The sequence below is a fragment of the Phenylobacterium sp. genome (assembly GCF_046291545.1).
Taxonomy (GTDB): Bacteria; Pseudomonadota; Alphaproteobacteria; order Caulobacterales; family Caulobacteraceae; genus Phenylobacterium.
The window spans coordinates 914253-935764 of record NZ_JBKBSM010000001.1 but is presented as its reverse complement, the minus strand read 5'-3'; the positions used below and the strand labels follow the sequence as shown (position 1 = coordinate 935764).

At 71.1% G+C, this 21512-nt stretch carries 21 protein-coding genes; 11 read left to right on the top strand and 10 right to left on the bottom strand.

The genetic code is table 11. The annotated features are described in order from the left end of the window. Nucleotides 1-43 precede the first annotated feature (43 nt). The 3 genes from dnaN to hrcA all read right to left on the bottom strand — a co-directional run bounded on the left by dnaN (nt 44) and on the right by hrcA (nt 3031). Nucleotides 44-1162, bottom strand: coding sequence for a DNA polymerase III subunit beta (dnaN, locus tag ACK4YQ_RS04690; protein ID WP_409608770.1), 1119 nt, complete (start codon nt 1160-1162; stop codon nt 44-46). Between the two features lie 123 nt (nt 1163-1285). Further along, nucleotides 1286-1897: a nucleotide exchange factor GrpE gene (grpE, locus tag ACK4YQ_RS04685; RefSeq protein WP_409608768.1), complete on the bottom strand. Its 612-nt coding sequence runs from the start codon at nt 1895-1897 to the stop codon at nt 1286-1288. Between the two features lie 9 nt (nt 1898-1906). Beyond that, nucleotides 1907-3031 carry a heat-inducible transcriptional repressor HrcA gene (gene hrcA / locus ACK4YQ_RS04680; protein WP_409608766.1) on the bottom strand — a complete coding sequence of 375 codons (1125 nt, stop codon included), beginning with the start codon at nt 3029-3031 and terminating at the stop codon, nt 1907-1909. A 63-nt stretch (nt 3032-3094) separates the two neighbouring features. Here hrcA and rph point away from each other — a divergent pair, with 63 nt between their 5' ends. Further along, nucleotides 3095-3811: a ribonuclease PH gene (gene rph, locus ACK4YQ_RS04675; RefSeq protein WP_409608765.1), complete on the top strand. Its 717-nt coding sequence runs from the start codon at nt 3095-3097 to the stop codon at nt 3809-3811. A gap of 263 nt (nt 3812-4074) precedes the next feature. On the opposite strand, the gene ACK4YQ_RS04670 is transcribed toward rph, so the two are convergent. Genes ACK4YQ_RS04670 through ACK4YQ_RS04660 form a run of 3 tightly spaced genes read right to left on the bottom strand, consistent with a single transcriptional unit; the run spans nt 4075 to nt 6841 of the window. Further along, entirely contained in the window at nt 4075-5997 is a 1923-nt protein-coding gene (locus tag ACK4YQ_RS04670) for a BCCT family transporter (RefSeq protein WP_409608763.1), read from the bottom strand. Between the two features lie 49 nt (nt 5998-6046). Further along, nucleotides 6047-6283, bottom strand: a complete 237-nt coding sequence (locus ACK4YQ_RS04665; protein ID WP_409608761.1) for a helix-turn-helix domain-containing protein — start codon at nt 6281-6283, stop codon at nt 6047-6049. 21 nt (nt 6284-6304) lie between these two features. Further along, nucleotides 6305-6841 carry a DUF2975 domain-containing protein gene (locus tag ACK4YQ_RS04660; RefSeq protein WP_409608759.1) on the bottom strand — a complete coding sequence of 179 codons (537 nt, stop codon included), beginning with the start codon at nt 6839-6841 and terminating at the stop codon, nt 6305-6307. Between the two features lie 484 nt (nt 6842-7325). Here ACK4YQ_RS04660 and rdgB point away from each other — a divergent pair, with 484 nt between their 5' ends. The 8 genes from rdgB (at nt 7326) to ACK4YQ_RS04620 (ending at nt 14924) form a co-directional block, all read left to right on the top strand. Further along, nucleotides 7326-7925 carry an RdgB/HAM1 family non-canonical purine NTP pyrophosphatase gene (gene rdgB / locus ACK4YQ_RS04655; protein WP_409608757.1) on the top strand — a complete coding sequence of 200 codons (600 nt, stop codon included), beginning with the start codon at nt 7326-7328 and terminating at the stop codon, nt 7923-7925. Beyond that, nucleotides 7922-9064: a radical SAM family heme chaperone HemW gene (hemW, locus tag ACK4YQ_RS04650; protein WP_409608755.1), complete on the top strand. Its 1143-nt coding sequence runs from the start codon at nt 7922-7924 to the stop codon at nt 9062-9064. The genes rdgB and hemW overlap by 4 nt, the downstream gene beginning before the upstream one ends. A 46-nt stretch (nt 9065-9110) precedes the next feature. Beyond that, nucleotides 9111-9983 (top strand): 16S rRNA (cytidine(1402)-2'-O)-methyltransferase, encoded by an 873-nt coding sequence (gene rsmI / locus ACK4YQ_RS04645; protein WP_409608753.1) that lies wholly within the window; start codon nt 9111-9113, stop codon nt 9981-9983. Next, on the top strand, nt 9980-10354 hold the full coding sequence (locus tag ACK4YQ_RS04640) for a YraN family protein (protein WP_409608751.1): 375 nt from the start codon (nt 9980-9982) through the stop codon (nt 10352-10354). The genes rsmI and ACK4YQ_RS04640 overlap by 4 nt, the downstream gene beginning before the upstream one ends. Nucleotides 10355-10500: 146 nt before the next feature. Then, entirely contained in the window at nt 10501-11316 is an 816-nt protein-coding gene (locus tag ACK4YQ_RS04635; protein WP_409608749.1) for a SirB1 family protein, read from the top strand. 65 nt (nt 11317-11381) lie between these two features. Beyond that, nucleotides 11382-12323: a glutathione synthase gene (gshB, locus tag ACK4YQ_RS04630; RefSeq protein ID WP_409608747.1), complete on the top strand. Its 942-nt coding sequence runs from the start codon at nt 11382-11384 to the stop codon at nt 12321-12323. Nucleotides 12324-12518: 195 nt separating this feature from the next. After that, nucleotides 12519-14042 (top strand): YifB family Mg chelatase-like AAA ATPase, encoded by a 1524-nt coding sequence (locus ACK4YQ_RS04625; RefSeq protein WP_409608745.1) that lies wholly within the window; start codon nt 12519-12521, stop codon nt 14040-14042. 72 nt (nt 14043-14114) lie between these two features. Beyond that, nucleotides 14115-14924 (top strand): SDR family oxidoreductase, encoded by an 810-nt coding sequence (locus ACK4YQ_RS04620; RefSeq protein ID WP_409608743.1) that lies wholly within the window; start codon nt 14115-14117, stop codon nt 14922-14924. A gap of 61 nt (nt 14925-14985) precedes the next feature. Here the strand turns inward: ACK4YQ_RS04620 and ACK4YQ_RS04615 are convergent, their stop codons facing one another. Then, nucleotides 14986-15558 (bottom strand): sigma-70 family RNA polymerase sigma factor, encoded by a 573-nt coding sequence (locus ACK4YQ_RS04615; protein ID WP_409608741.1) that lies wholly within the window; start codon nt 15556-15558, stop codon nt 14986-14988. Between the two features lie 145 nt (nt 15559-15703). Here ACK4YQ_RS04615 and ACK4YQ_RS04610 point away from each other — a divergent pair, with 145 nt between their 5' ends. Beyond that, nucleotides 15704-17287: a response regulator gene (locus ACK4YQ_RS04610; RefSeq protein WP_409608739.1), complete on the top strand. Its 1584-nt coding sequence runs from the start codon at nt 15704-15706 to the stop codon at nt 17285-17287. Nucleotides 17288-17325: 38 nt separating this feature from the next. After that, nucleotides 17326-19053, top strand: a complete 1728-nt coding sequence (locus ACK4YQ_RS04605) for an AmpG family muropeptide MFS transporter (protein ID WP_409608737.1) — start codon at nt 17326-17328, stop codon at nt 19051-19053. On the opposite strand, the gene ACK4YQ_RS04600 is transcribed toward ACK4YQ_RS04605, so the two are convergent. The 3 genes from ACK4YQ_RS04600 to rlmN are packed head-to-tail and all read right to left on the bottom strand — an operon-like array spanning nt 19050 to nt 21503. Beyond that, nucleotides 19050-19880 (bottom strand): serine protease, encoded by an 831-nt coding sequence (locus ACK4YQ_RS04600; protein WP_409608735.1) that lies wholly within the window; start codon nt 19878-19880, stop codon nt 19050-19052. The genes ACK4YQ_RS04605 and ACK4YQ_RS04600 overlap by 4 nt on opposite strands. A gap of 4 nt (nt 19881-19884) precedes the next feature. Further along, nucleotides 19885-20313: a DUF350 domain-containing protein gene (locus tag ACK4YQ_RS04595; RefSeq protein WP_409608733.1), complete on the bottom strand. Its 429-nt coding sequence runs from the start codon at nt 20311-20313 to the stop codon at nt 19885-19887. 8 nt (nt 20314-20321) lie between these two features. Continuing rightward, on the bottom strand, nt 20322-21503 hold the full coding sequence (gene rlmN, locus ACK4YQ_RS04590; RefSeq protein WP_409608731.1) for a 23S rRNA (adenine(2503)-C(2))-methyltransferase RlmN: 1182 nt from the start codon (nt 21501-21503) through the stop codon (nt 20322-20324). Nucleotides 21504-21512 lie beyond the last annotated feature (9 nt).

Below are 21512 nucleotides of genomic sequence, written 5' to 3'. Positions count from 1 at the left end.
TCGCTCAGCCTCCAGGCCAAGCCTCGTGCAGACACTGCACCGTCTAGACCCTGAGCGGCATCAGCACATACTGGACGTCCGCGTCGCCCGGATCGAGCACCAGGGCCGGATCGTTGGGCCCTCCGAAGCGGAACTCGGCCTGCTCGGCGCTGATCTGGTCGGTCACGTCCAGCAGGTAGCGGGCGTTGAAGGAAAGCTCGAAGGGCTCGCCGTCGTAGTCGACCTCGATCTCTTCGACCGCCTGGCCCGCCTCCATGTTGCGCACCGTCAGGATGACCCGGCCCGGCTCGATCGCCATGCGCACCGAGCGGCTCTTCTCGGCCGAAATGGTGGCCACCCGGTCGACGGCTTTGGCGAACAGCTTGTTGTCCACCATCATCACCCGGTTGTTGTCCCGGGGGATGACGCGGGCGTAGTCGGGGAACGAGCCGTCGATCACCTTGGAGGTCAGCGCCGCACCGTTCAGGTCGAAGCGCACCTTCTGCGGGCTCACCTGCAGGTCGATCTGCTCGCCGGCGTCGTCGAGCAGGCGGCGGGCCTCGCCCACGGTCTTGCGCGGCACGATGACGCCGGGGGTGCCGGCCGCGCCCTCCGGGGCGATCATCTCGGCCAGCGCCAGCCGGTGTCCGTCGGTGGCGACCGCACGCAGCTTCTGCACGCCGCCGTCCACCACCGTGTGCAGGTAGAGGCCGTTCAGGTAGTAGCGCGTCTCCTCGGTGGAGATGGCGAAGCGGGTCTTGTCGATCAGGCGGATCAGCTCGTTCACGTCCACCCCGATCGGTCCGGATAGTCCATCCGAGGACATGACGGGGAAGTCGCCGGCGGGCAGCACCGGGAGCGCGAAGCGCGAGCGGCCGGCCTGCACCGTCAGGCGCGGGTCTTCGCCGGTGAAGCCGAGGGAGACGTCCGCGCCCTCGGGCAGCTTGCGCACGATCTCGTAGAGCGTGTGCGCCGGCGCGGTGATCTGGCCGGTCTGATCCACCTGGGCCAGAGCCTCGTCGATGATCTCCATGTCGAGGTCGGTGGCCGAGAAGGTCAGCCGGTCGCGCTCGGCCGACAACAGAACGTTCGACAGGATCGGGATGGTGTTGCGCCGCTCCACGGCGCTCTGCACGTGCCCCAGCGCCTTCAAGAGCGCCGCCCGTTCAATCGTCAGCTTCATAACCTGTCCGAACCTCCTGAACGGCCCGCTTCTGTACGGGCCGCACCCCCCAGTGGGAAGGGACCTGGGACATTAACCGAAAACCCGGCGGCGGAAAGGGCTTGTGCGGCCCCGAGCGTGGGCTCAGGCGCGCCTGTCCACCGAAGCGCCAGACCCGTCGCCGTCCGCGTCGTAGGGATTGCCGGACCCGTCCGCCTGGGGCGCCGGGCCCGAGCCCTTGGCCGCCACGGCCACCATGGCCGGACGGACGATTCGGCCGAACAACTCGTAGCCGGCCTGCAGCGTCTGGATGACACCGCCGCCGGCGACCTCGTCCGAAGGCTGCTCCATCACCGCCTGGTGGAGGTGGGGGTCGAACTTCTCACCCTTCGCCGGATCGACCTTCTTCAGGCCGTTCTGCTCGAAGGCGGTCTGCAGCGCCTTTTCGGTCATCTCCACGCCGACGACGAAGTTCTTCACCGCAGCGTCGGCCTCGCCGCCAGGCTGGGCCGCCAGGGCGCGGGACAGGTTGTCGGCCACCCCCAGGAGGTCGCGGGCGAACTTCTGGATGGCGTAGGCGCGCGCGTCGTTCGCCTCGCGCTCGGCCCGGCGCTTGGCGTTCTCCGCGTCGGCGGCGACCCTCAGCACCTGTTCCCTCAGGGCTGCGTTCTCCGCCCGCAGCGCCTCAAGCGTCTCGAGCGCGGCTTCGGCCGTCGCTTCGGTCTCTTCGTCGGCCGGCGTATGATCGTCGGTCATCGTCTTCCTTCACACATTGATCACCTGGCTCAGCACGCGGGCGGTGTAGTCCACCAGCGGGATGACCCGGGCGTAGTTCAGCCGCGCAGGGCCGATCACGCCGATCGCGCCCAGCACCTTCTGTCGGCCAGTCATATAGGGCGCCGCGATGACGGCGGAACCGGAAAGCGAGAACAGGCGCGTTTCCGCCCCGATGAAGATGCGCACGCCTTCGGCGTCGCGCACTCCGTCCAGCAGGCCGATGAGCTGCTCCTTGGCCTCCAGGTCGTCGAACAGCATGCGCACGCGCTCAAGATCGTCGAGGGTCTCGCGGTCGCCGAGAAGATTGGCCCGGCCCCGCACGATGAGGGCGCGTTCGCGGTCCTCGCCGCCGCTCCAGGCCGCCAGCCCGTCCTCCACCAACCGCGCGGCCGCGGCGTCCAGCTCGCGCCGGCCGCGCTCCAGTTCGCCGGTCACCTCGGCGCGGGCCTCGCCGAGGGTGCGCCCACGCAGGCGCGCGTTCAGGAAGTTGGAGGCCTCCTGCAGGGCCGACTGAGTGACGCCGGCGGCCACCCGCATCAGCCGGTTCTCGACCACCCCGTCCTCGAACACCATGATCGCAAGGGCCTGATCGCCGCCAAGGGCGACGAACTCCACGTGCTTGACGCCGGCGTCGCGCACCGGGGTGACCACCACCCCGGCCCCGCCGGCCAGGCCGGAAAGGATCGCGGAGGCCTCGTTCAGGGCGTCCTCGTAGCTGCGGCCATGGGCGCGCAGCCGGGCCTCGATCGAACGGCGTTCCTCCTCGGCGACGTCGCCCACCTCCATCAGGCCGTCGACGAACAGGCGCAGCCCCGCGTGCGTCGGCAGTCGCCCGGCGCTAATGTGCGGCGCGCCCAGCAGGCCGAGCTGCGTCAGGTCCTGCATGGTGTTGCGGATCGAAGCCGGCGACAGGCCGACGCCGCCCTTCGACAGGGTGCGCGAACCCACCGGCTCGCCCGTTTCAAGATAGCTTTCCACCACCCGGCGGAAGATGTCGCGGGCCCGTTCGTCGAGTTCGGTCAGGGACGGACCCCGGGGGAGCAGGGGCGAACTGGTCACGTCGGGCGGTGCGTTGAACGTCGGCTGGTCGCCATGGACTGAACCTCTTTGCATAGGATAAGCCCGCGCATCCGCCGCGCAAGGCGCGCGGCGCCGCATGTACGAAGAGGTCTCCCGATGCGCCCGTCCGAACGCAGCCCAGACGTCCTGCGCCCTGTGGTCCTGGAGACCCGCGTCAACCGCTACGCCGAGGGCTCGTGCCTGGCGAGCTTCGGTCACACCAAGGTGCTGGTGACGGCCAGCCTGGAGGAAGGCGTACCGCCGTTCCTGCGCGGCCGGGGCCAGGGCTGGGTGACGGCGGAGTACGGGATGCTGCCTCGCGCCACCCACACCCGCGGCCGGCGCGAGGCGGCCCAGGGCAAGCAGTCCGGCCGCACCCAGGAGATCCAGAGGCTGATCGGTCGCTCCATGCGCGCGGTGGTCGACATGAAGGCGCTGGGCGAGCGTCAGATCAGCATCGACTGCGACGTCATCCAGGCGGACGGCGGCACGCGCACGGCGGCGATCACCGGCGCCTGGGTCGCCCTGCGCCTGGCCACCCGCTACATGCTGGAGGAAGGGCTGATCGCCAAGGACCCGATCCTGGACCAGGTGGCGGCGATCTCATGCGGGGTGTTCGAGGGAACCCCTGTGCTCGACCTGGACTACGAGGAGGATTCCAACGCCGAGGCGGACGCCAACTTCGTGCTGACGGGGTCGGGCGACATCGTCGAGATCCAGGCCACCGGCGAGAAGCGCGGATTCACCCAGGCCGAGTTCGAGGCGCTGTTCGGGCTCGCCCGCAAGGGAATCGGCGAGCTGTGCGCGCTTCAGAAGGCGGCGGCGGGCGGCTGACGCCGCCCGCGTCTTCGCCTCAGATCCGGGCGAGAAGCGCGCGGAACGCCGAGTCCGGCATGCGAGCCAGTTCATAGGCGTAGGGCGCGGCCAGGCGCTGGACCAGGCGTTCGAAGAAGGCGAACATGGCGAACTCCTTTGTGCATCGCAGCAATGTTGCAGCGCACATAGGAGCCAAAGGCTAACAATTCAATAGCCGGGAGGGCGTTGTCCGTGGCCGCGCTGCAACATGTCGCACCTGATGTTGCAGCGCACTCGCCGACTTAGCTCCCTCGAAGGTCCGGCCTCTGGCGCCATTGCCGAAGTCGCTCGACCACGTCGGCGATAAGCTGGTCGCGGCTGAGACCGGTGACGTCGTGGCGCCGCTCGTCCGCCGCGTGCCGGGCCACCAGCCGCCATTCCTGGGTGCGGCGCGGCTCGGGCGCCTCCAGGAAGCTGTAGGCCGGCAGGGGGCGCGCCTCGGCCGCAAGGCGATAGGTGAAGGCCGTCGCGCCCTGGGGCGCCACCAGGCTCACCCCCGTGGCCGATCGCTCGACGGCGGCCTCCGCGAAGCCCTCCTTGCGCAAGGCCTCCCGGACAGCCACGAGCGCAGGGGTGCCGTTCTCCTCGATCTGCTGCTCGATGTCGCCTCGCCTCGGCGGCGCCAGGACCTGGCGCAGGCGTTCGCGCAGGCGGGGGGCCTCCGGCTCCAGGGCGACGCCGGCGGCGTCCGCCCGCATCTGGCGCACGAGGCCGACCGCCAGCATCACCATGACCACCGCGAACGGCAGGGCCGCGACCAGGGTCGCCGCCTGCAGTGCGTTCAGGCCGCCAGCGAGCAGGAGAAGGGCGGCGGCCAAGCCTTCCAGCACGCACCAGTAGACACGCTGCCAGCGGGGCGTGTCATCCGCGCCGCCCGAGGCGATGGTGTCGATCACCAGCGATCCGGAATCCGCCGAGGTGACGAAGAACACGGCCACCAGCAGCACCGCGAGGGTCGAGGCGATCGCCGTCCCCGGCAGGTGTTCGAAGAAGCGGAAGATCGCCGTCGACAGGTCCGCAGCGACGGCCTGAGAGATCGCTCCGGCCGCCGAACCCAGGTCCAGGCTGATGGCGGTGTCGCCGAAGACGGTCATCCAGAGGAAGGTGAACGCGGTGGGGGCCACGAGCACCCCGACGACGAACTCGCGCACGGTCCTTCCACGCGAGATCCGTGCGATGAACATGCCGACGAACGGAGACCAGGCGATCCACCAGGCCCAGTAGAACAGCGTCCAGTTGGCCATCCAGCCGCGTGGCTCGTAGGCGTAAAGGTTGAAGGTGCGAAGGAAGAACTCGTCGAGATACAGGCCGAAGTTCTGCACCAGCGCCTTGAGCAGGAACCCGGTGGGACCTGCGACCAGCACGAACAGCATCAGGCACACGGCCAGGAACAGGTTCAGCTCCGACAGCCGGCGGACGCCGCGATCCAGCCCGGTCAGCACCGAGACCGTGGCCGCGCCCATCACCAGGGCGATCAGCGCCACCTGCGTCAGCGGCGTGGCGGGAAGCCCGACGAGGTAGGCCAGGCCGCTGTTGATCTGGGCGACGCCCAGGCCCAGCGAGGTGGCGATGCCGAAAAGCGTGCCCCAGATGGCGAAGATGTCCACGGCGTCGCCGATCGGCCCGTCGGTCCGCTTGCCGAGCAGCGGCCGGAGCCCCGAACGCAGGGTGAGCGGCAGGCCCTTACGATGCGCAAAGAAGGCCAGGCTCAACCCGACCACCGCGTAGATCGCCCAGGCGTGAACGCCCCAGTGCAGGAAGGTGATCACCATCGCCTCGCGCGCGGCCGCCAAGCTCCTGGGCGCGCCCTCGGGCGGCGCGGCGAAGTGCTGAACCGGCTCGGCCACGGCGAAGTACATCAGCCCGATGCCCATGCCGGCGGCGAACAGCATCGCCAGCCATGAGACGTAGGGATAGTCCGGCTCGGCGTCGTCGGGACCGAGCTTCAGCCGCCCCGTGGGCCCGACCGCCAGGAACAGGCAGACCAGCAGAAAGCCGCCCACGGCGGCCACGTAGAACCAGCCGAACGAGGCGATCACCCAGGACTGGGCGGCATGGAATGCGAAGTCCGATGCGGCCGGCGCGGCGACGGCCACCGCCAGCAGCAGTCCGACGACCACACTGGCGCCCCAGAACACCCGCGGGTTCATCTTGGTCGTCAGCACAGTCGCTAAGCGCAGCCGCAGCCGGGCGGTTCCGTCGGACCGCGCGCTGTCAGCCGTCCTCGTCCGGGACGTCGTCTCCAGGGCCGGGTTCGTAGGTGAGAAGGTCCCCTGGCTGGCAGTCGAGCTCGCGGCACAGGGCCGCCAGGGTCGAGAACCGAACGGCGCGCGCCTTGCCGGTCTTCAGGATCGACAGGTTGGCGATGGTCACGCCTACGCGGTCGGCGAGTTCGGTGAGCGACATGCGCCGCTCCAGCAGCACGCGGTCGAGTTGCACGCGGATCGGCATGAATGAAACGCTCCGGCCCGCTTAGATCGTCAACTCGGCTTCGCGCCGCAGGCGCGCGCCCTCGCGGAACACTTCGGCCAGGACGAACACCACCAGCACGGAGAACCAGGCGGTCAGGCTGAAGTTCGGCTGGACCTCGTCGGCCGCCGGAAACAGCCAGGCGCTCGCCGTCCACAGGGCGTAGCGGCCGATCTCCAGCATAGCCAGCATCAGGCCGACCACCCGCAGGCGGGTCACGTTGTCCGGGTGAAACGGATCGCCCGCGGTCAGGGTCGAGAAGATCCGGCGCAGTCGGTCGACGATCACCAGCACGCCGGCCATGTACAGGCAGACGGCGATCAGGCCGACCGTGAGGAAGGGGCCGCGCCCGCTCACCTCTTCGCCGCCTGCGGTGACGCTGATCTGAGACAGCAGTTCGGGGTTGAAGCTGAGCAGGAGGGCGGCCAGGGCCAGCAGGCCTACCGCGCCGCCGACGCCGATCCACAGCGCCACGAACACCACGTCCAGGATGATCTTCAGAAGGCTCGACACCGAGCCGGGCCCCAAGGCGCGCATCATCACCACACTTCCCCCACGGTCCTGCGGGTCGGTCCCACGCGCGAACCCGCCGCGGGCGGCCGGCGGCGGGGGCGGGTTCCGATCATGGAACCGAGACTAGAGGATCGAGGCGCCGGCGACCACGGTCAGGACCGGGAGGGAGGCGAGAAGGACGGCGACGGCCATCGCGGTGCGGTCCATCCAGTTCATCATCTTCGAAGCAGTCATTTGAGGTCTCCAGAAGCTCTATGTTGCGTTGCGGTATGCGGGTGACGACACATCCGTCGTCCATGTCGATAATCGATACAGACGCATCGTTTTCCGATCAAGGAGATTATCGAAAAACGATATTAAATCGTCGTAATAGATTACCATCTCGCAATGCAGCAAGATCCGCGCCAGGACGATTCCCTTGCCGGACAAGGATTCCGCGCTGCGTCGCAGGGGCTTAACGCCGCCGTCGCGCACCTGTATTTCGGCGCAGTCCCCTACACCGGAGCCCCCCATGGCCCTGAAGCTTGAACCCGGCGCCCGGCTGGTCGTCGCCACGCACAACCCCGGCAAGGCGCGCGAACTGGCGGCGATCCTGGATGACCGCTTCGACCTGGTGAGCGCTGGCGAGCTGGGCCTGGCCGAACCGGAAGAGACCGAGACGACCTTCGCCGGCAACGCCCTCCTGAAGGCCCGCGCCGCCGCCGACCGCTCCGGCCTCGTCGCCCTGGCCGACGATTCCGGCCTGTCCGTCGCGGCCCTCGACGGCGCGCCGGGCGTCTACTCCGCCCGCTGGGCCGGGCCGGACAAGGACTTCGCCGAGGCGATCCGCAAGGTGGAGGAGCGGGTGGAGGCAGCGGGGGGCGAGGATCTGTCCGCCTGGTTCACCTGCGCCCTCGCCCTGGCCTGGCCGCATGGTCCGGCGGTGGTGGTCGAGGGCCGCGTCGATGGGACGCTCGCCTTCCCCGCCCGCGGGACCCGCGGCTTCGGCTACGATCCGATCTTCCAGCCAGAAGGCGAGGCCCTGACGTTCGGCGAGATGGATCCGGCGGCCAAGGATGCGATGAGCCACCGCGCCCGCGCCTTCGCCAAGCTCAAGGCGACCCTGCTTTGACGCCGCTGGGCGTCTACATCCACTGGCCGTACTGCTCGCGGATCTGTCCCTACTGCGACTTCAACGTCCTGCGCGACCGGGGACGGCGCGCCGAGCAAACCCGCCTCGCGGAGGCCATCGTCGCCGACCTGCGCGCCCAGGCCGCCCGCATCGGGCCGCGGGCGCTGGTGTCGGTGTTCTTCGGCGGCGGCACGCCCTCGCTGATGGAGCCGCAGTGGGTCGCCGAGATCCTGGCGACGGCCAGGGCGCTATGGACGCCGGACGGCGAGGTCGAGGCGAGCCTGGAGGCCAATCCGACCGACGCCGAAGCCGGCCGGTTCGCCGACTTCGCCGCCGCCGGGATCAACCGGCTGTCCCTGGGGATCCAGTCCCTGGACGACGCCGCCCTCGCCCTCTTGGGCCGCAACCATGACGCGGCGGCGGCGCGCCGGGCCGCGGAGATCGCCCTCGCGGCCTTTCCGCGGCTGTCGATCGACCTGATCTACGCCCGTCCCGGACAGACGGTCGCGGCCTGGCGCGCCGAACTGGCGGCCGCCCTGGAGCTGCAGCCAGAGCACGTTTCGCCCTATCAACTCACCATAGAGGCGGGCACGGCGTTCGAGCGCGCCGCACGGCGCGGGACCCTGGTCCCGCCGGACAGCGACGTCGGGGCCGACCTCTACGAGGCCACCGGCGACATCCTGGGCGAAGCGGGGTTCACCGCCTACGAGATCTCCAACCACGCCCGGGGCGAGGCCGCCCGCTCGCGCCACAATCTCGTCTACTGGCGCGGATGGGACTACATCGGCGCCGGTCCTGGCGCCCACGGCCGCCTGACCCTGGAGGGCGTTCGCCGCGCGACGGTCGCCGCCCGCGCCCCGGCCGACTACATCGCCTGCGTGGAACAGGGCGGCACGGGCGTCGTCGCGGAGGAGGCGCTCACCCCCCGCGAGGCGGCCGAGGAGCGGCTGCTGATGGGCCTGCGCGTTGAGGAAGGCGTGGGCTTCGACGAGCTCGCGCCGCTCGGCCTTCACGTGCGGGCGCACAAGGTCGCCGAGCTGCGCGCCATGGGCCTGCTGGAGGCCGACGTCGGCCGGCTTCGCGCGACCTCGGCGGGCCGCCTCGTCCTGGACCGGCTGATCGCCGAACTCAGCGCCTGAACGCGCGCCCCTTGCGTTCGCGATCCGCACGCGGGATGGCTTGCCCATGAGCCGACGCCCGCCGCCGCCGCCGCTGTCCGACACGCCCCTGGAAGCTGGGCTCTACCTGGTGGCCACGCCGATCGGCAACCTGCGCGACATCACCCTGCGCGCGCTCGACGTCCTGGCCCAGGCCGACCTCGTCCTGGCCGAGGATACGCGGGTGAGCGGCAAGCTCCTGGCCGCCTACGGCCTCTCGGCGCGGCTGGAGCGCTATGACGAGCACGCCGCCGAGCGCATGCGCCCCAGGGTCCTGGCGGCGCTGGCGGCCGGCGAGCGCGTCGCCCTGGTGTCCGACGCCGGCACGCCGCTGGTGTCCGATCCCGGCTACCGCCTCGTGCGCGCGGCCCTGGAGCAGGGCTTCGCCGTACATCCGATTCCCGGCCCCTCGGCCCTGCTGGCGGCGCTCACCGTGGCCGGCCTGCCCACCGACCGCTTCCTCTTCGCCGGGTTTCCGCCGCCCAAGAGCGCCGCCCGCCGCAGCTTTCTCGAGGAACTGGCCGGCGTGCGCGCCAGCCTGGTCTTCTTCGAAGGCGGCTCGCGCCTGGCCGCCAGCCTCGCCGACATGGCCGCCGTGCTCGGCCCGCGCGAGGCGGCCGTCGCCCGGGAACTGACCAAGCTCTACGAGACCGTCGTACGCGGCTCCCTGGCCGAGCTTGCGGTCGACCCGCGGCTCGCGGATCCCAAGGGCGAGATCGTCATCGTGGTCGGGCCCGGCCGCGAAGCCCAGGCCAGCCCAGAGGACGCGGACGCCGCCCTCGCCGACGCCCTGAAGCGTCTGAAGCCCGCCGGCGCCGCCGCCGAGGTCGCCAAGGCCCTGGGCCTGCCGCGGCGCGACCTCTACCGCCGGGCGATGGAGCTCAGAAAGGCCGCCCAATGAGCCAGGCGCGCCGCGTACGGGGCCTGGCGGCGCGGACCTCCGGCAGGCGCGCCGAACTCGTCGCCGCGCTCTGGCTGATGGCCAAGGGCTATCGCATCCTCGGCTTTCGGCTGAAGACGCCGCAGGGCGAGATCGACCTTCTGGCGCAACGCGGCCGCATCCTGGCGGTGGTCGAGGTCAAGCGCCGGCGCACCCTGGATGAGGCGCTCGAGGCGGTGGCCGTCGAGCAGCGCGAGCGCCTGCGGCGAGCAGGTGCGAACCTGGCCGCCCGGCGCCCGGCCCTGAGGGACGCCGCCGTGCGGCTGGACCTGGTGGCGCTTGCGCCGGGCCGCTGGCCGCAGCATCGTGCCGACGCCTGGAAAGGGGCGTAAGAAGCTGCGCAGTTCGAGACCAATGCGCGCACCCGCCCGAACAAGGCGGAAACTGTCGTGCGAAGAATCAAATTCTGTCGCAGAACGCTGAAACCACGGCGCGTCGGCTCTCAGGGCGCGCCGAATATTCATTCCGACAGGACGGCATGACCCGCGAGGACGCCGAAACCCTGCTGCTTGAGGCCGGCGCCTCGCCCGACCAGGGCTTTCCCCTGTTCGAGGCCGCCGTCGCCTGCGCTCTGCACGAAGACCCCGCCCGCGATCCTGCGCAGACCCGCGCCCTCGCCCAGTCCGGCATCGAGCGCCTGGCTGAGAGGCTGGCGGTCGAAAGCCCGGAAGAGGCCCTGGCCGAGACCCTGGCCGGGGACCTGCGGCTGGCGGGCGACCTGCTGACCTACGACCACCCGGACAACGCCGACGTGCTCGCCGTCGCCGAGCGGCGCAAGGGCCTGCCTGTGGCGCTGGGGGTCTACTACCTGCATGTGGCCCGCCGCTGCGGCCTGACCGTGCACGGGGTGGACTTTCCCGGCCATTTCCTGCTGCGGATCGAGACCCAGGAGGGCCCCCTGGCCCTGGACCCCTACAGCGAAGGCCGCGTGGTGCTGCCCTCGGAGCTGACGCGGCGGGCCCTGCATGCCGGCCTGCCGCCCAACATCGCCGACCGGCTCGACCAGCTCATGGCGCCGGCCAGCGACCGCGCCGTGCTGATCCGCCTTCAGAACAACATCTTCGCCCGCGCCCAGGCGGCCCGCGACTACCAGCGCGCCGAGCGCGCGGCCCTGCGACGGGCCCTGATCGATCCCAAGGACCACCGCCCCTGGCTCGACGTGGCCGCCGCCCGCGAGGGGCAGGGCGCGCTTGCGGGGGCGCTGGAGGCCCTGGCGAGGGCCTCGACCCTGGACGGCGGCGCCGCCCTGGCGGCGCGCGCCCAGCGCGAGCGGGTGCGCCTGCGCCTCAACTGAGGTCCGCGCGCTGGCGCTCGGCGCTTCGCCGGACTATCTGAACGGCGCCGCTGCAGGAGATGCCCATGTCGCTGAAGGTCGCCGTCCAGATGGACCCCATCGAACGGATCAACATCGAGGGCGACACGACCTTCCTGATGATGCTCTCGGCCCAGGCCCGCGGCTACGAGCTGTTCGTCTACACCCCGGACCGCCTGTCGCTGGAGAGCGGCTCGGTGGTGGCCCGCGGCCGGCCCTGCACGGTTCGTCCGGTGAAGGGCGACCACGTCGAGTTCGGCCCCTGGGAGGTGCGCGACCTGTCGCAGTCCGACGTGGTGCTGCTGCGGCAGGACCCTCCGTTCGACCTCGCCTACATCTCCACCACCCACTTCCTGGAGCGGATCCACCCCAAGACCCTGGTGGTGAACAATCCCGCCGAGGTGCGCAACGCGCCGGAAAAGCTGTTCGTGACCGGCTTCCCCGGCGTGCAGCCGCCGACCCTGATCACCTCCGATCACGAAGCGATCTACGAGTTCCGGGCGCACCACGGAGACATCGTGCTCAAGCCGCTCTACGGCGGCGGCGGCTCCGGCGTGGCCCGGCTGATGGCCGACGATCCGAATCTGGACGCCATGCTCGACCTTCACGCCATGATCGGCCGCGAGCCGGTGATCGCCCAGAAGTTCATTCCCGCGGTGTCCAAGGGCGACAAACGCATCATCCTGGTCGACGGCGAGCCGGTGGGCGCGATCAACCGCGTCCCCAACCCTGGCCAGATCCGCTCCAACCTGCGGGTCGGCGGCCGCGCCGAGGCGGTCGACCTCACCGAACGCGACCGGGAGTTGTGCGACGTCATCGGCCCGGAGCTGAAGGCGCGCGGCCTCCTGTTCGTCGGCATCGACGTGATCGGCGACTACCTCACCGAGATCAACGTCACCTCCCCCACCGGGGCGCAGCAGCTCAAGCGTTTCACGGGCGTGGACGCCACCGAGCTGATGTGGGACCGTATCGTCCAGCTTCGCGGCTGAGCCGCCGGCCGGCCCCCGGGCCTCCGGATTCGCCCACGACACGGCTTGCAGCACCGGCTGCAGCATGACTGTAAGAGACGTTCCTATGTGTCGGAATCGTCTCAGTTTCCCCGAAAGTTCTATTTTTGTTCTTGATCCGACCCGGCGATCGTGCTGGGGTTGTGGATATCTCGGCCGTGGGGAGGCAGGCGTTTCATGGTCGCGCGAATCGTCACCGTCGCCTTCGAAGGGGTCGAGGCGCGGCGGGTGGACGTCGAGGTCCAGCTCACCGGCGGGGCGGTGAATTTCATCGTCGTGGGCCTGGGCGACAAGGCCGTGGCCGAAAGCCGCGAGCGGGTCCGGGCGGCGTTCGCCGGCCTCGGCCTGGCGCTGCCTGCGCGGCGCATCATCGCCAATCTCGCCCCCGCGGACCTTCCCAAGGAGGGCAGCCACTACGACCTGCCGATCGCCCTGGCGCTGATGGCCGCCATGGGCGTGGCGCCGCCGGACGCGCTGGACGGATGGGCGGCCGTCGGCGAACTGTCGCTGGACGGCCGCATCGTCCAGGTCGCCGGCGCCCTGCCTGCGGCCATGGCCGCCGGCGCCATGGGCCTTGGCCTGATCTGCCCGGAAGCCAGCGGGCCGGAAGCGGCCTGGGCCGGGGACACCCGGATTCTCGCCCCGCCTTCCCTGATCAGCCTGATCAATCATTTCCGCGGCAGCCAGATCCTGGCGGCGCCCCGGCCCGGCCCGATGCTGGACGGCGAGGCGGTCCCCGACCTGCGCGACGTCAAGGGCCAGGAGAACGCCAAGCGGGCGCTCGAGGTCGCCGCCGCCGGCGGCCACAATCTCTTGTTCCGCGGACCGCCCGGCTCCGGCAAGTCGATGATGGCCGCGCGCCTGCCCGGCCTCTTGCCGCCGCTGACGCCGGAGGAGCTGCTCGACACCTCCATGGTCCATTCGGTGGCGGGCCTGATCGCCAAGGGCGCCCTCACCCGCGCCCGGCCGTTCCGCAGCCCCCACCACTCCGCCAGCATGGCTGCGCTCACCGGCGGCGGGATCAAGGCCAAGCCCGGGGAGGTGAGCCTGGCCCACAACGGGGTGCTGTTCCTCGACGAGCTGCCGGAGTTCAGCGCCCAGGCGCTCGATTCCCTGCGCCAGCCGCTGGAGACCGGCGAGGTCATGGTGGCCCGCGCCAACGCCCACGTGCGCTATCCCGCCCGCTTCCAGCTGGTCGCCGCCATGAACCCCTGCCGCTGCGGCTCCGGGGGCCTCGGCAAGGGCGCCTGCGGGCGCGCGCCGCGTTGCCAGGCGGACTATCAGCGGCGGGTCTCCGGGCCTTTCCTCGACCGTATCGACCTGATGGTGGACGTGCCGCCGGTCACGGCCGCGGACCTCGCCCTGCCTGCGCCGGCCGAGGGCACGGCCGAGGCCGCCGCCCGGGTGGCCCGCGCCCGCGCCTGGCAGGCCGCCCGCGCCGCCGAGCACGGCCTGCCCGATCCGCTGAACGCCCAGGCGGCCGGCGAGGGTCTGGAGCGCATCTGCGCCCTCGACGCGCCGGCCCGGGCGCTGCTGAGCCGGGCCGCGGAAGCCGGCGGCCTGACCGCCCGCGGCTGGACCCGCACCCTGCGCCTGGCCCGCACGATCGCCGACCTGGAGGGCGCCGAGGCCGTGCGCCGGGTCCACGTCGCCGAGGCCCTCGCCTGGCGCCAGACCGGCGCGGAGCTGGAGCGCGCGTGACATCTTCCCGCGACTGACGCCGCGGCGCCGGGCTAGGGTCCTTCCCGACAACGACAAGCCAAAGGGGAGATCATGACCCAAGACCTGGAACTGGCCGGCAAGACGGCCTTTGTCGCCGGCGGATCGAGCGGCATCAACCTGGGGATCGCCAAGCGCTTCGCCGCCGCCGGCGCCAAGGTGGCCCTGATCAGCCGCAGCGCCGAGAAGATCGAGGCGGCGGCCAAGGAGGTCTCCGCCTTCGGCCAGCCGGCGATCGGCATGGCCGCCGACGTGCGCGACTACGCCGCCGTCGAAGCCGCACTGAAGCGGGCGCACGACGAGCTCGGCCCCATCGACATCGTGCTGTCGGGCGCGGCGGGCAACTTCGTGGCCCCGGCCCTCGGGATGAGCGCCAACGGCTTCAAGACCGTGGTCGACATCGACCTGATCGGCACCTTCAACGTGCTGCGCGCCTCCTTCCAGTTCCTCAACCGGCCGGGCGCCAGCCTGATCTCGATCACCGCCGGCCAGGCGGAGCGCGCCAGCCTCTATCAGGCCCACGTCTGCGCCGCGAAAGCCGGCATCAACATGCTGACCAAGTGCCTGGCGCTGGAATGGGGGCCCGGGGGCGTAAGGGTCAATGCGATCTCGCCGGGTCCGATCGCGGACACCGAGGGCATGGCCCGACTGGCCCCGACCGCCGAAGCCGAGGCGCGGGTGAAGGGCCGCAACCCCTTGCGCCGCTATGGCACGAAGGACGAGATCGCGGACATGGCGATCTTCCTCTCCACCGATCGGGCGGCCTATGTGAACGGCGCGATCATCCCCGTCGACGGCGGCAGCGGATGCGGCGACGCCAGCGGCGACGCCCTGGGCAACTTCGCCTCGGCGAGCTTCGCCTGACAGAAGGGGCGCGGGCGGCTGTCGCCCGCGCCCCTTTTCCTGTTCGTGTTCGACCTCGGCGTCAGGCGGCGATGCGGCCGCTCAGACGATCCATGTGGGCCAGGATGCAGGCCATGGCCTGGTGCGGGGGCACATCGTCGCTCTCGTAGGCGCCTTCCTCCAGGATACGGGCCAGCCGGTCGCGGGCGCGGGAGACGCGGCTCTTAACGGTGCCGACGGCGGCGCCGGTGATATCGGCGGCTTCTTCATAGGAAAGGCCGCCGGCGCCGATCAGGATCAGGGCCTCGCGCTGGTCGTCGGGCAGCATCGCCAGCGCCCGCCTGACCTCGTCGAGGGCGAGGCCCCCGTCGGGGTTCGTGACCGCGATCAGCGTGCGTTCGGCGACCTCCGGATCCAGGTCCTGGCGGCGCCAGGCGCGGCGCTTCTCGGAATAGAACTGGTTGCGCAGAATCATGAAGACCCAGGCCTTCATGTTTGTCCCTTCGGTGTAGCTCTCCCTATGGGTCCAGGCCTTCAGCAAGGCGTCCTGGGCCAGATCATCGGCTTCGGCCGGATTGCGCGCCAGCGAACGTGCGAAGGCCCGCATGCTCGGGATCAGCTCGGTCAATTCGGTCTTGAAGTCGTCGTCGTGCATCGCTGCCTCCGTCTGCGCTTCAACCCCCGACTGGCGCGCTCCCCATCACGCGCCCGCTCATTCGACTTAAACGCAAGGCAGAGCTTCATGTTCCGAAGAATCTGAGCTTGACCGCCCGTTAAGCCGCTCCGGCTAGGGTCTTCCCATGCCGAAGACGCGATCCTCCGCGCCGAAGTCGTCGAAACAACGGCGCGTTCGTGGCGCCGCGCCCATCAGCCCCGAGGCGCTGGGCTCCCTCAGCCATGAGTTCCGCACCCCGCTGAACGGCATCCTGGGCATGGCGCGGGTGCTTGAAGGCACGCAGCTCACCGCGGACCAGCGCACCTATGTCGCCGCCCTGCGGGATTCAAGCGAACACCTGCTGAGCCTGGTCAACGACGTGCTCGATTTCGCCAAGCTGGGCGCCGGCAAGGTGGAGCTCAAGCTCGCTCCGGTCGACGTCGAGGCCGTCCTGCGGACGGTCTGCGAACTGATGAGCCCGCGGGTGCGGGAAAAGGGCCTGGAAATCGCCTGGTCGGCGCCCGGCGACCTGCCCCCGATCCTCGCGGACGAAGGGCGCCTGCGCCAGATCCTCCTCAACTTCGCCGGCAACGCCGTGAAGTTCACGGCCGAAGGCGGCGTCCTGATCCGCGCCGAGCGCGCCAAGCCCGGCAAGGGCGGCGCCGAGCGTGTGCGCTTCACCGTCGAGGACACCGGCCCAGGCGTCTCGCGGGCCGCCCGGACCAAGATCTTCGAGGCCTTCGCCCAGGCCGAACAGGGCGGAGAGACCCTCCACGCCGGAGCCGGCCTGGGCCTCGCCATCGCCCGCCAGCTCGCCCGCGCCATGAAGGGCGAGGTCGGGGTCGGCGCGGCCGAGGTGCTCCCCGGCAAGGGCGCGGCCTTCTGGATGGAAGCGGCGTTCGACCCGGCCGGGCCGATCCCGGCTGAGCGGCCGCTGGCCGGCCGCCGCGTCGCGGTGGTCAGCCCCAGCGCGGTGGTGCGGGCCGGCGCGCGGGCCCAGATCGAGGCCTGCGGCGGAACCGCCGTGGAGGCCTGCGACCTCGCCGCAGCGCTCGCGGCGACGAAGTCCGGCGACGTGTTCCTGCTCGACCAGGCCCTGGCGCGGGGCCGACGCTATTTGCCGGCGCCCGCCGATCGCACCGCCATCATCCTGCTGGCGCCGGAGGAGCGCGGGCGCATCGCCCGCTATCGGCGCGACGGATTCGCCGGATACCTGATCAAGCCGCTCCGGCGGGCCTCCCTCGCCGCCCGGGCGCTGGCCGACCCGCACGCCGGCCCCGCCCCCGCCCAGGCCCATGACGACGAGCGCGTGCGCACGGCCACCGCCCCGGGCGCGCGGGTGCTGCTGGTGGAAGACAATCCGATCAACGCGCTGCTGGCCCGCACCCTCCTGTCCCGCGAAGGCTGTGCGGTCGACCATGCCCGCGCGGGCGAGGAGGCTCTGGCGGCCGTGAAGGTCGGGGCCTACGACCTGATCCTCATGGACATGCGCATGCCCGGCCTGTCCGGGGTGGAGGCCACGCGCCGCCTTCGCGCCGACGGGGTGGCGACGCCCGTCGTCGCCCTGACCGCCAACGCCTTCGAGGAGGACCGCCACGCCTGCCTTGCGGCGGGCATGGACGACTTCCTGGTCAAGCCGCTGTCACCGGAGGCGCTACGCGCCGTGCTGAGCCGCCACCTGGGCAGGGCTCGCTTTACGCAATCGGCGGCGCGCGCCAAGGTCGGCTGAACCAGGGGGCGCTCCGGCCTCCGCCACGAGGGCCCGCCGTGACGTCCGCCGAAGACCGCAAGCCTTCAACCCCCGCCAAGGGGACCTTGGGCGCCCTCGCCGTCTTCTTCGAGCGCCGCGCCCTGGTGATGCTGGGGCTGGGCTTCGCCTGCGGCCTGCCGAACCTGCTGATCTTCGACACCCTCTCCGCCTGGCTGCGGGACGCGGGCCTGTCGCTCGAGGTGATCGGATTCTTCAGCCTGGCCACCCTCGCCTACTCCTTCAAGTTCCTCTGGGCGCCCCTCGTGGACCGGGCTGCGATCCCTGGCCTGACGGCCTGGCTGGGCCATCGGCGCTCGTGGATGCTGGTCTGCCAAGCCTTGATCATCGCCGGACTGTGGCTGGTGGCCGGCGGCGACCCGGGCGGCGGCTTGGGGGCCATGGCCCTGTTCGCCGTGTTCGTCGGCTTCTCCTCGGCCACCCAGGACATCGTCGTGGACGCCTGGCGCATCGAGGCCGCGCCGGACGAGAAGCAGGGCGCAATGGCCGCAGCCTACCAGTGGGGCTACCGGATCTCGATGATCGTCGCAGGCGCCGCGCCCCTGGTGCTGGCCGAGGCGTTCAGCTGGAACTTCTCCTACGCGGCCATGGCCTGCCTGATGGCGATCGGCGTGGCCGCCGTGCTGGCCGCGCCGCGCGAAGCGGCGCATGCGGTGCGCCCGATCCATGCCGAGGGCGCGCCCGCGCGACCGGCCCTGGAAATCCCCGAGTGGATCGCGCGTCTGGCGCTGTTCGCCCTGGGCGCCCTGATCCTGGGTTCGGGCCTGGCGGGGAACGCAGGGCTGCTGGCCTCCGCCCTCGGCGCCGTCGGCCAGGGCGGCGCCGGCGAGCGGCTGGCGGCGGCCTGGACCGCCAAGCCCTGGGGCGTCTTCCTGCAGGTCGCGGGCGTGGCGGCGGGCGGCCTCGTCATCGTGCTGGCCGCGCGGCCGGCGCCAGGAGTGCGCACCCGTCCGGGGATCTATCTCGCGGCCGCCCTTGGCGATCCGCTCAAGGACTTCTTCGCCCGCCACCATCGCACCGCCGGCCTGATCCTGGCGCTGATCTGCCTCTACCGGCTGTCCGACTTCGTCCTGAACATCATGAACCCGTTCTACCTGGACCTCGGATTCTCCAAGACCGAGATCGCCGAGGTGCGCAAGGTGTTCGGCGTGGTGATGTCCATGGCCGGGGTGTTCGCCGGCGGCTACGCCGTGGCGCGCCTCGGGCTGATGCGCGCCCTGCTGGTCGGCGCCTTCGCCGGCCCCCTCTCCAACCTCGTCTTCGCCTGGCTGGCGGTGCAGGGGCCCCAGCTCTGGGCCCTGTTCGTGGCCATCGGCGTCGACAACATCGCCTCGGGCTTCGCCGGAACCTGCCTCATCGCCTACATGTCCAGCCTGACCAGCGAGGGCTTCACGGCCACCCAGTACGCCCTGTTCTCCTCGCTCTATTCGCTGCCGGGAAAACTGCTGGCCTCGCAATCGGGCCGCATCGTCGAGGCGACCGCCGCCTCAGCCCAGGCGGGGGGGCCGGCCGCTGCGCTGACCGGCCTCTTCGCAGCCACCCCGCCGCAAGCCTTCGCCGAGGCGGTGGCCAAGTCGGGCGTGCCGGCGGCGGCGCTCGGCGCTGGATACGTCGCCTTCTTCTTCTATTCGGCGGCCATCGGGGCGATCGGCATCCTGCTCGCCTTCCTGGTCGCCATGCGCCAGGCCGGGACCGACCCGGCCCCGGACGCCTCCGAACCGGCCTAGGCGTTGATGCAGATCACCTGAGCCACCCGCAGGTCGCGACGAAGGTCGTCGGCGACGCGGCCGTAGTTGTCCGGCGTCACCGGCTCGCCCACCGCAAAGGCGGCCGGACGACGGCCGGAAGCCTGCAAGGCGTCGCGCAGGGTCTCGGGCACGGTGGTGTAGATCCGCCCGCGCCGCGGGCTTTCGGCGACCGTGACGCCGATCACCCGGCCCGCGCGGTCCAGCGCCGGCGCGCCGGACAGGCCGGCCAGGGTGCCCTCCAGCCCGTCGGTGCGGCCGGCTTCGGCCCACACAAGCACCGGTTCGGAGCGGGCGCCGCGCCCGCGCACCACAAGGTTCTCGCGGCCCAGAAGGCGTGAGGTGGCTTCGCCGGGACGTCCTTGCGGATAGCCGGGATGGAACGCCCGATCCCCGCGGCGAAGCGGTCGGTCCAGCCCCAGAGGCAGGGCGGGCGCGCCGCCCTCCGTGGTCAGGATCGCGGCCTCTCCGCGCGGGTCGACATGCACGGTTGCGGCCACGCCCTGATCCTCGCCGACCATGATCGCCGTGCGCCCGCAGCCGTCGACCACGTGCCGCGCGGTCACCCACACGCCGCTGTCAGCCACGGAAAAGGCCGTGCCGACGCCCGGCTCGGCCTTGTCCGGCACATCCACCACCACGGACGGGTCGAAGGGCGAGGCGGGGCCAAGCGGCATGCCCTCGACCTGGGTGGTGGGCGGCGGCGCCTCAGGGGCGTCGGCGTTCTCCTGACGGCCGACAGCCGCGATCACCAGCGCCAGGACGACGGCGCCATAGACCAGCCAGTCAGGAAGCCGGGGGAAGTGCACGAGGTCAGCCCGCGACGGCCGCCGCAAGGACGATGGCGGTCGACAGCTTGGCGCCCACCAGCAGGGCGGCGGCGGCCACCTCGCCCTCCTGAATGCGCTGGGGAAGGCCGCGCAGGATCAGATCGACCAGGCGGAAGACCAGCAGTTGGACGACGACGGTGGACACGCCCCAGATCGAGATGTCGACCAGCGAGGTCGAGGCGTTCAGCGACACGGCCAGCGGCAGCGACAGTCCCACCAGCACCCCGCCCAGCGACACGGCCGCCGCGGCGTTGCCCTCACGGATCAGCGCGATCTCCCGGTGCGGCGTGAGCACCACATAGAGCGCCGTGCCTAGGAACAGGATGAGCGAGGTGACCGCAAAGTGCAGCAGGGTGAGGGGGAAACCCGTGGCGAAGGCCTGGATTTCCGGCGACTGGAGCTGTTCGGGCATGCGCGGCGCTACTCGCTGGCGTCGGGGGAACTGTCGGCCGGCTCGGCGGCGGCGCGACGTCGGGCGCTGGCGCGAACCTTCTCGCTGTCGGACTTGAGCTGGCCGCAGGCCGCCAGGATGTCGCGTCCACGCGGGGTGCGGATCGGCGAGGCGTATCCGGCCCGGTTCAGCACCGCGGCGAAGGCCTCGATGGTCCCCCAGTCGGAGCATTCATAGGCGCTGCCGGGCCAGGGATTGAACGGGATCAGGTTGATCTTGGACGGGATGCCCTTGAGCAGGCGCACCAGCGCCTTGGCCTCGGCCGGGCTGTCGTTCACCCCCTTCAGCATCACGTACTCGAAGGTCACCCGCCGGGCGTTGCCCAGGCCGGGATAGGCGCGGATCCCCTCCATCAGCTCGGCGATGGGGTACTTCCTGTTCAGCGGCACCAGCTTTTCGCGCAGCTCGTCGTTGGTGGCGTGCAGGCTGATCGCCAGCATCGCCTGGGTGCGCTCGCCCAAGGCCTTGAGCTCGGGAACCACGCCCGAGGTCGAGACCGTGATCCGCCGGCGCGAGATGGCGATCCCCTCGTTGTCGGCGATGATGTCGATGGCGTCGGCCACGTTGTCCAGGTTGTAGAGCGGCTCGCCCATCCCCATGAACACGATGTTGGAGAGCCGCCGGTCTTCCTTGGGCGAAGGCCATTCGCCGAGGTCGTCGCGGGCGACCTGCACCTGGGCCACGATCTCGGCGGCGGTCAGGTTTCGCACCAGCGCCTGGGTGCCGGTGTGGCAGAAGGTGCAGTTCAGGGTGCAGCCCACCTGGCTGGAGACGCACAGCGCCCCGGAGCGACCGACGTCCGGGATGTAGACGGTCTCCACCTCGATGCCCGGCGCCATGCGGATCAGCCACTTGCGCGTGCCGTCCCGGCTCACCTGGCGCTCGACCACTTCGGGCCGCGCAAGGGTGAAGGCCTGGGCCAGGGCCGCGCGCGTCTCCTTGGCGACGTCGGTCATCTCGGCGAAGTCGGTGACGCCGTAGTGGTGAATCCAGCGCCAGAGCTGGCTGGCGCGCATGCGCGCCTTTTCCGGGCGCACGACCTCGGCGGCGACCAGCGCGTCAGCCAGCGCCTTGCGGGTCAGGCCCGAAAGGTTCGGTAGCACGGGAGCGGCCGAAGCCGCCGTGCGGGTCAGGTCCAGCGTGACGCCCAAGAAGATCCC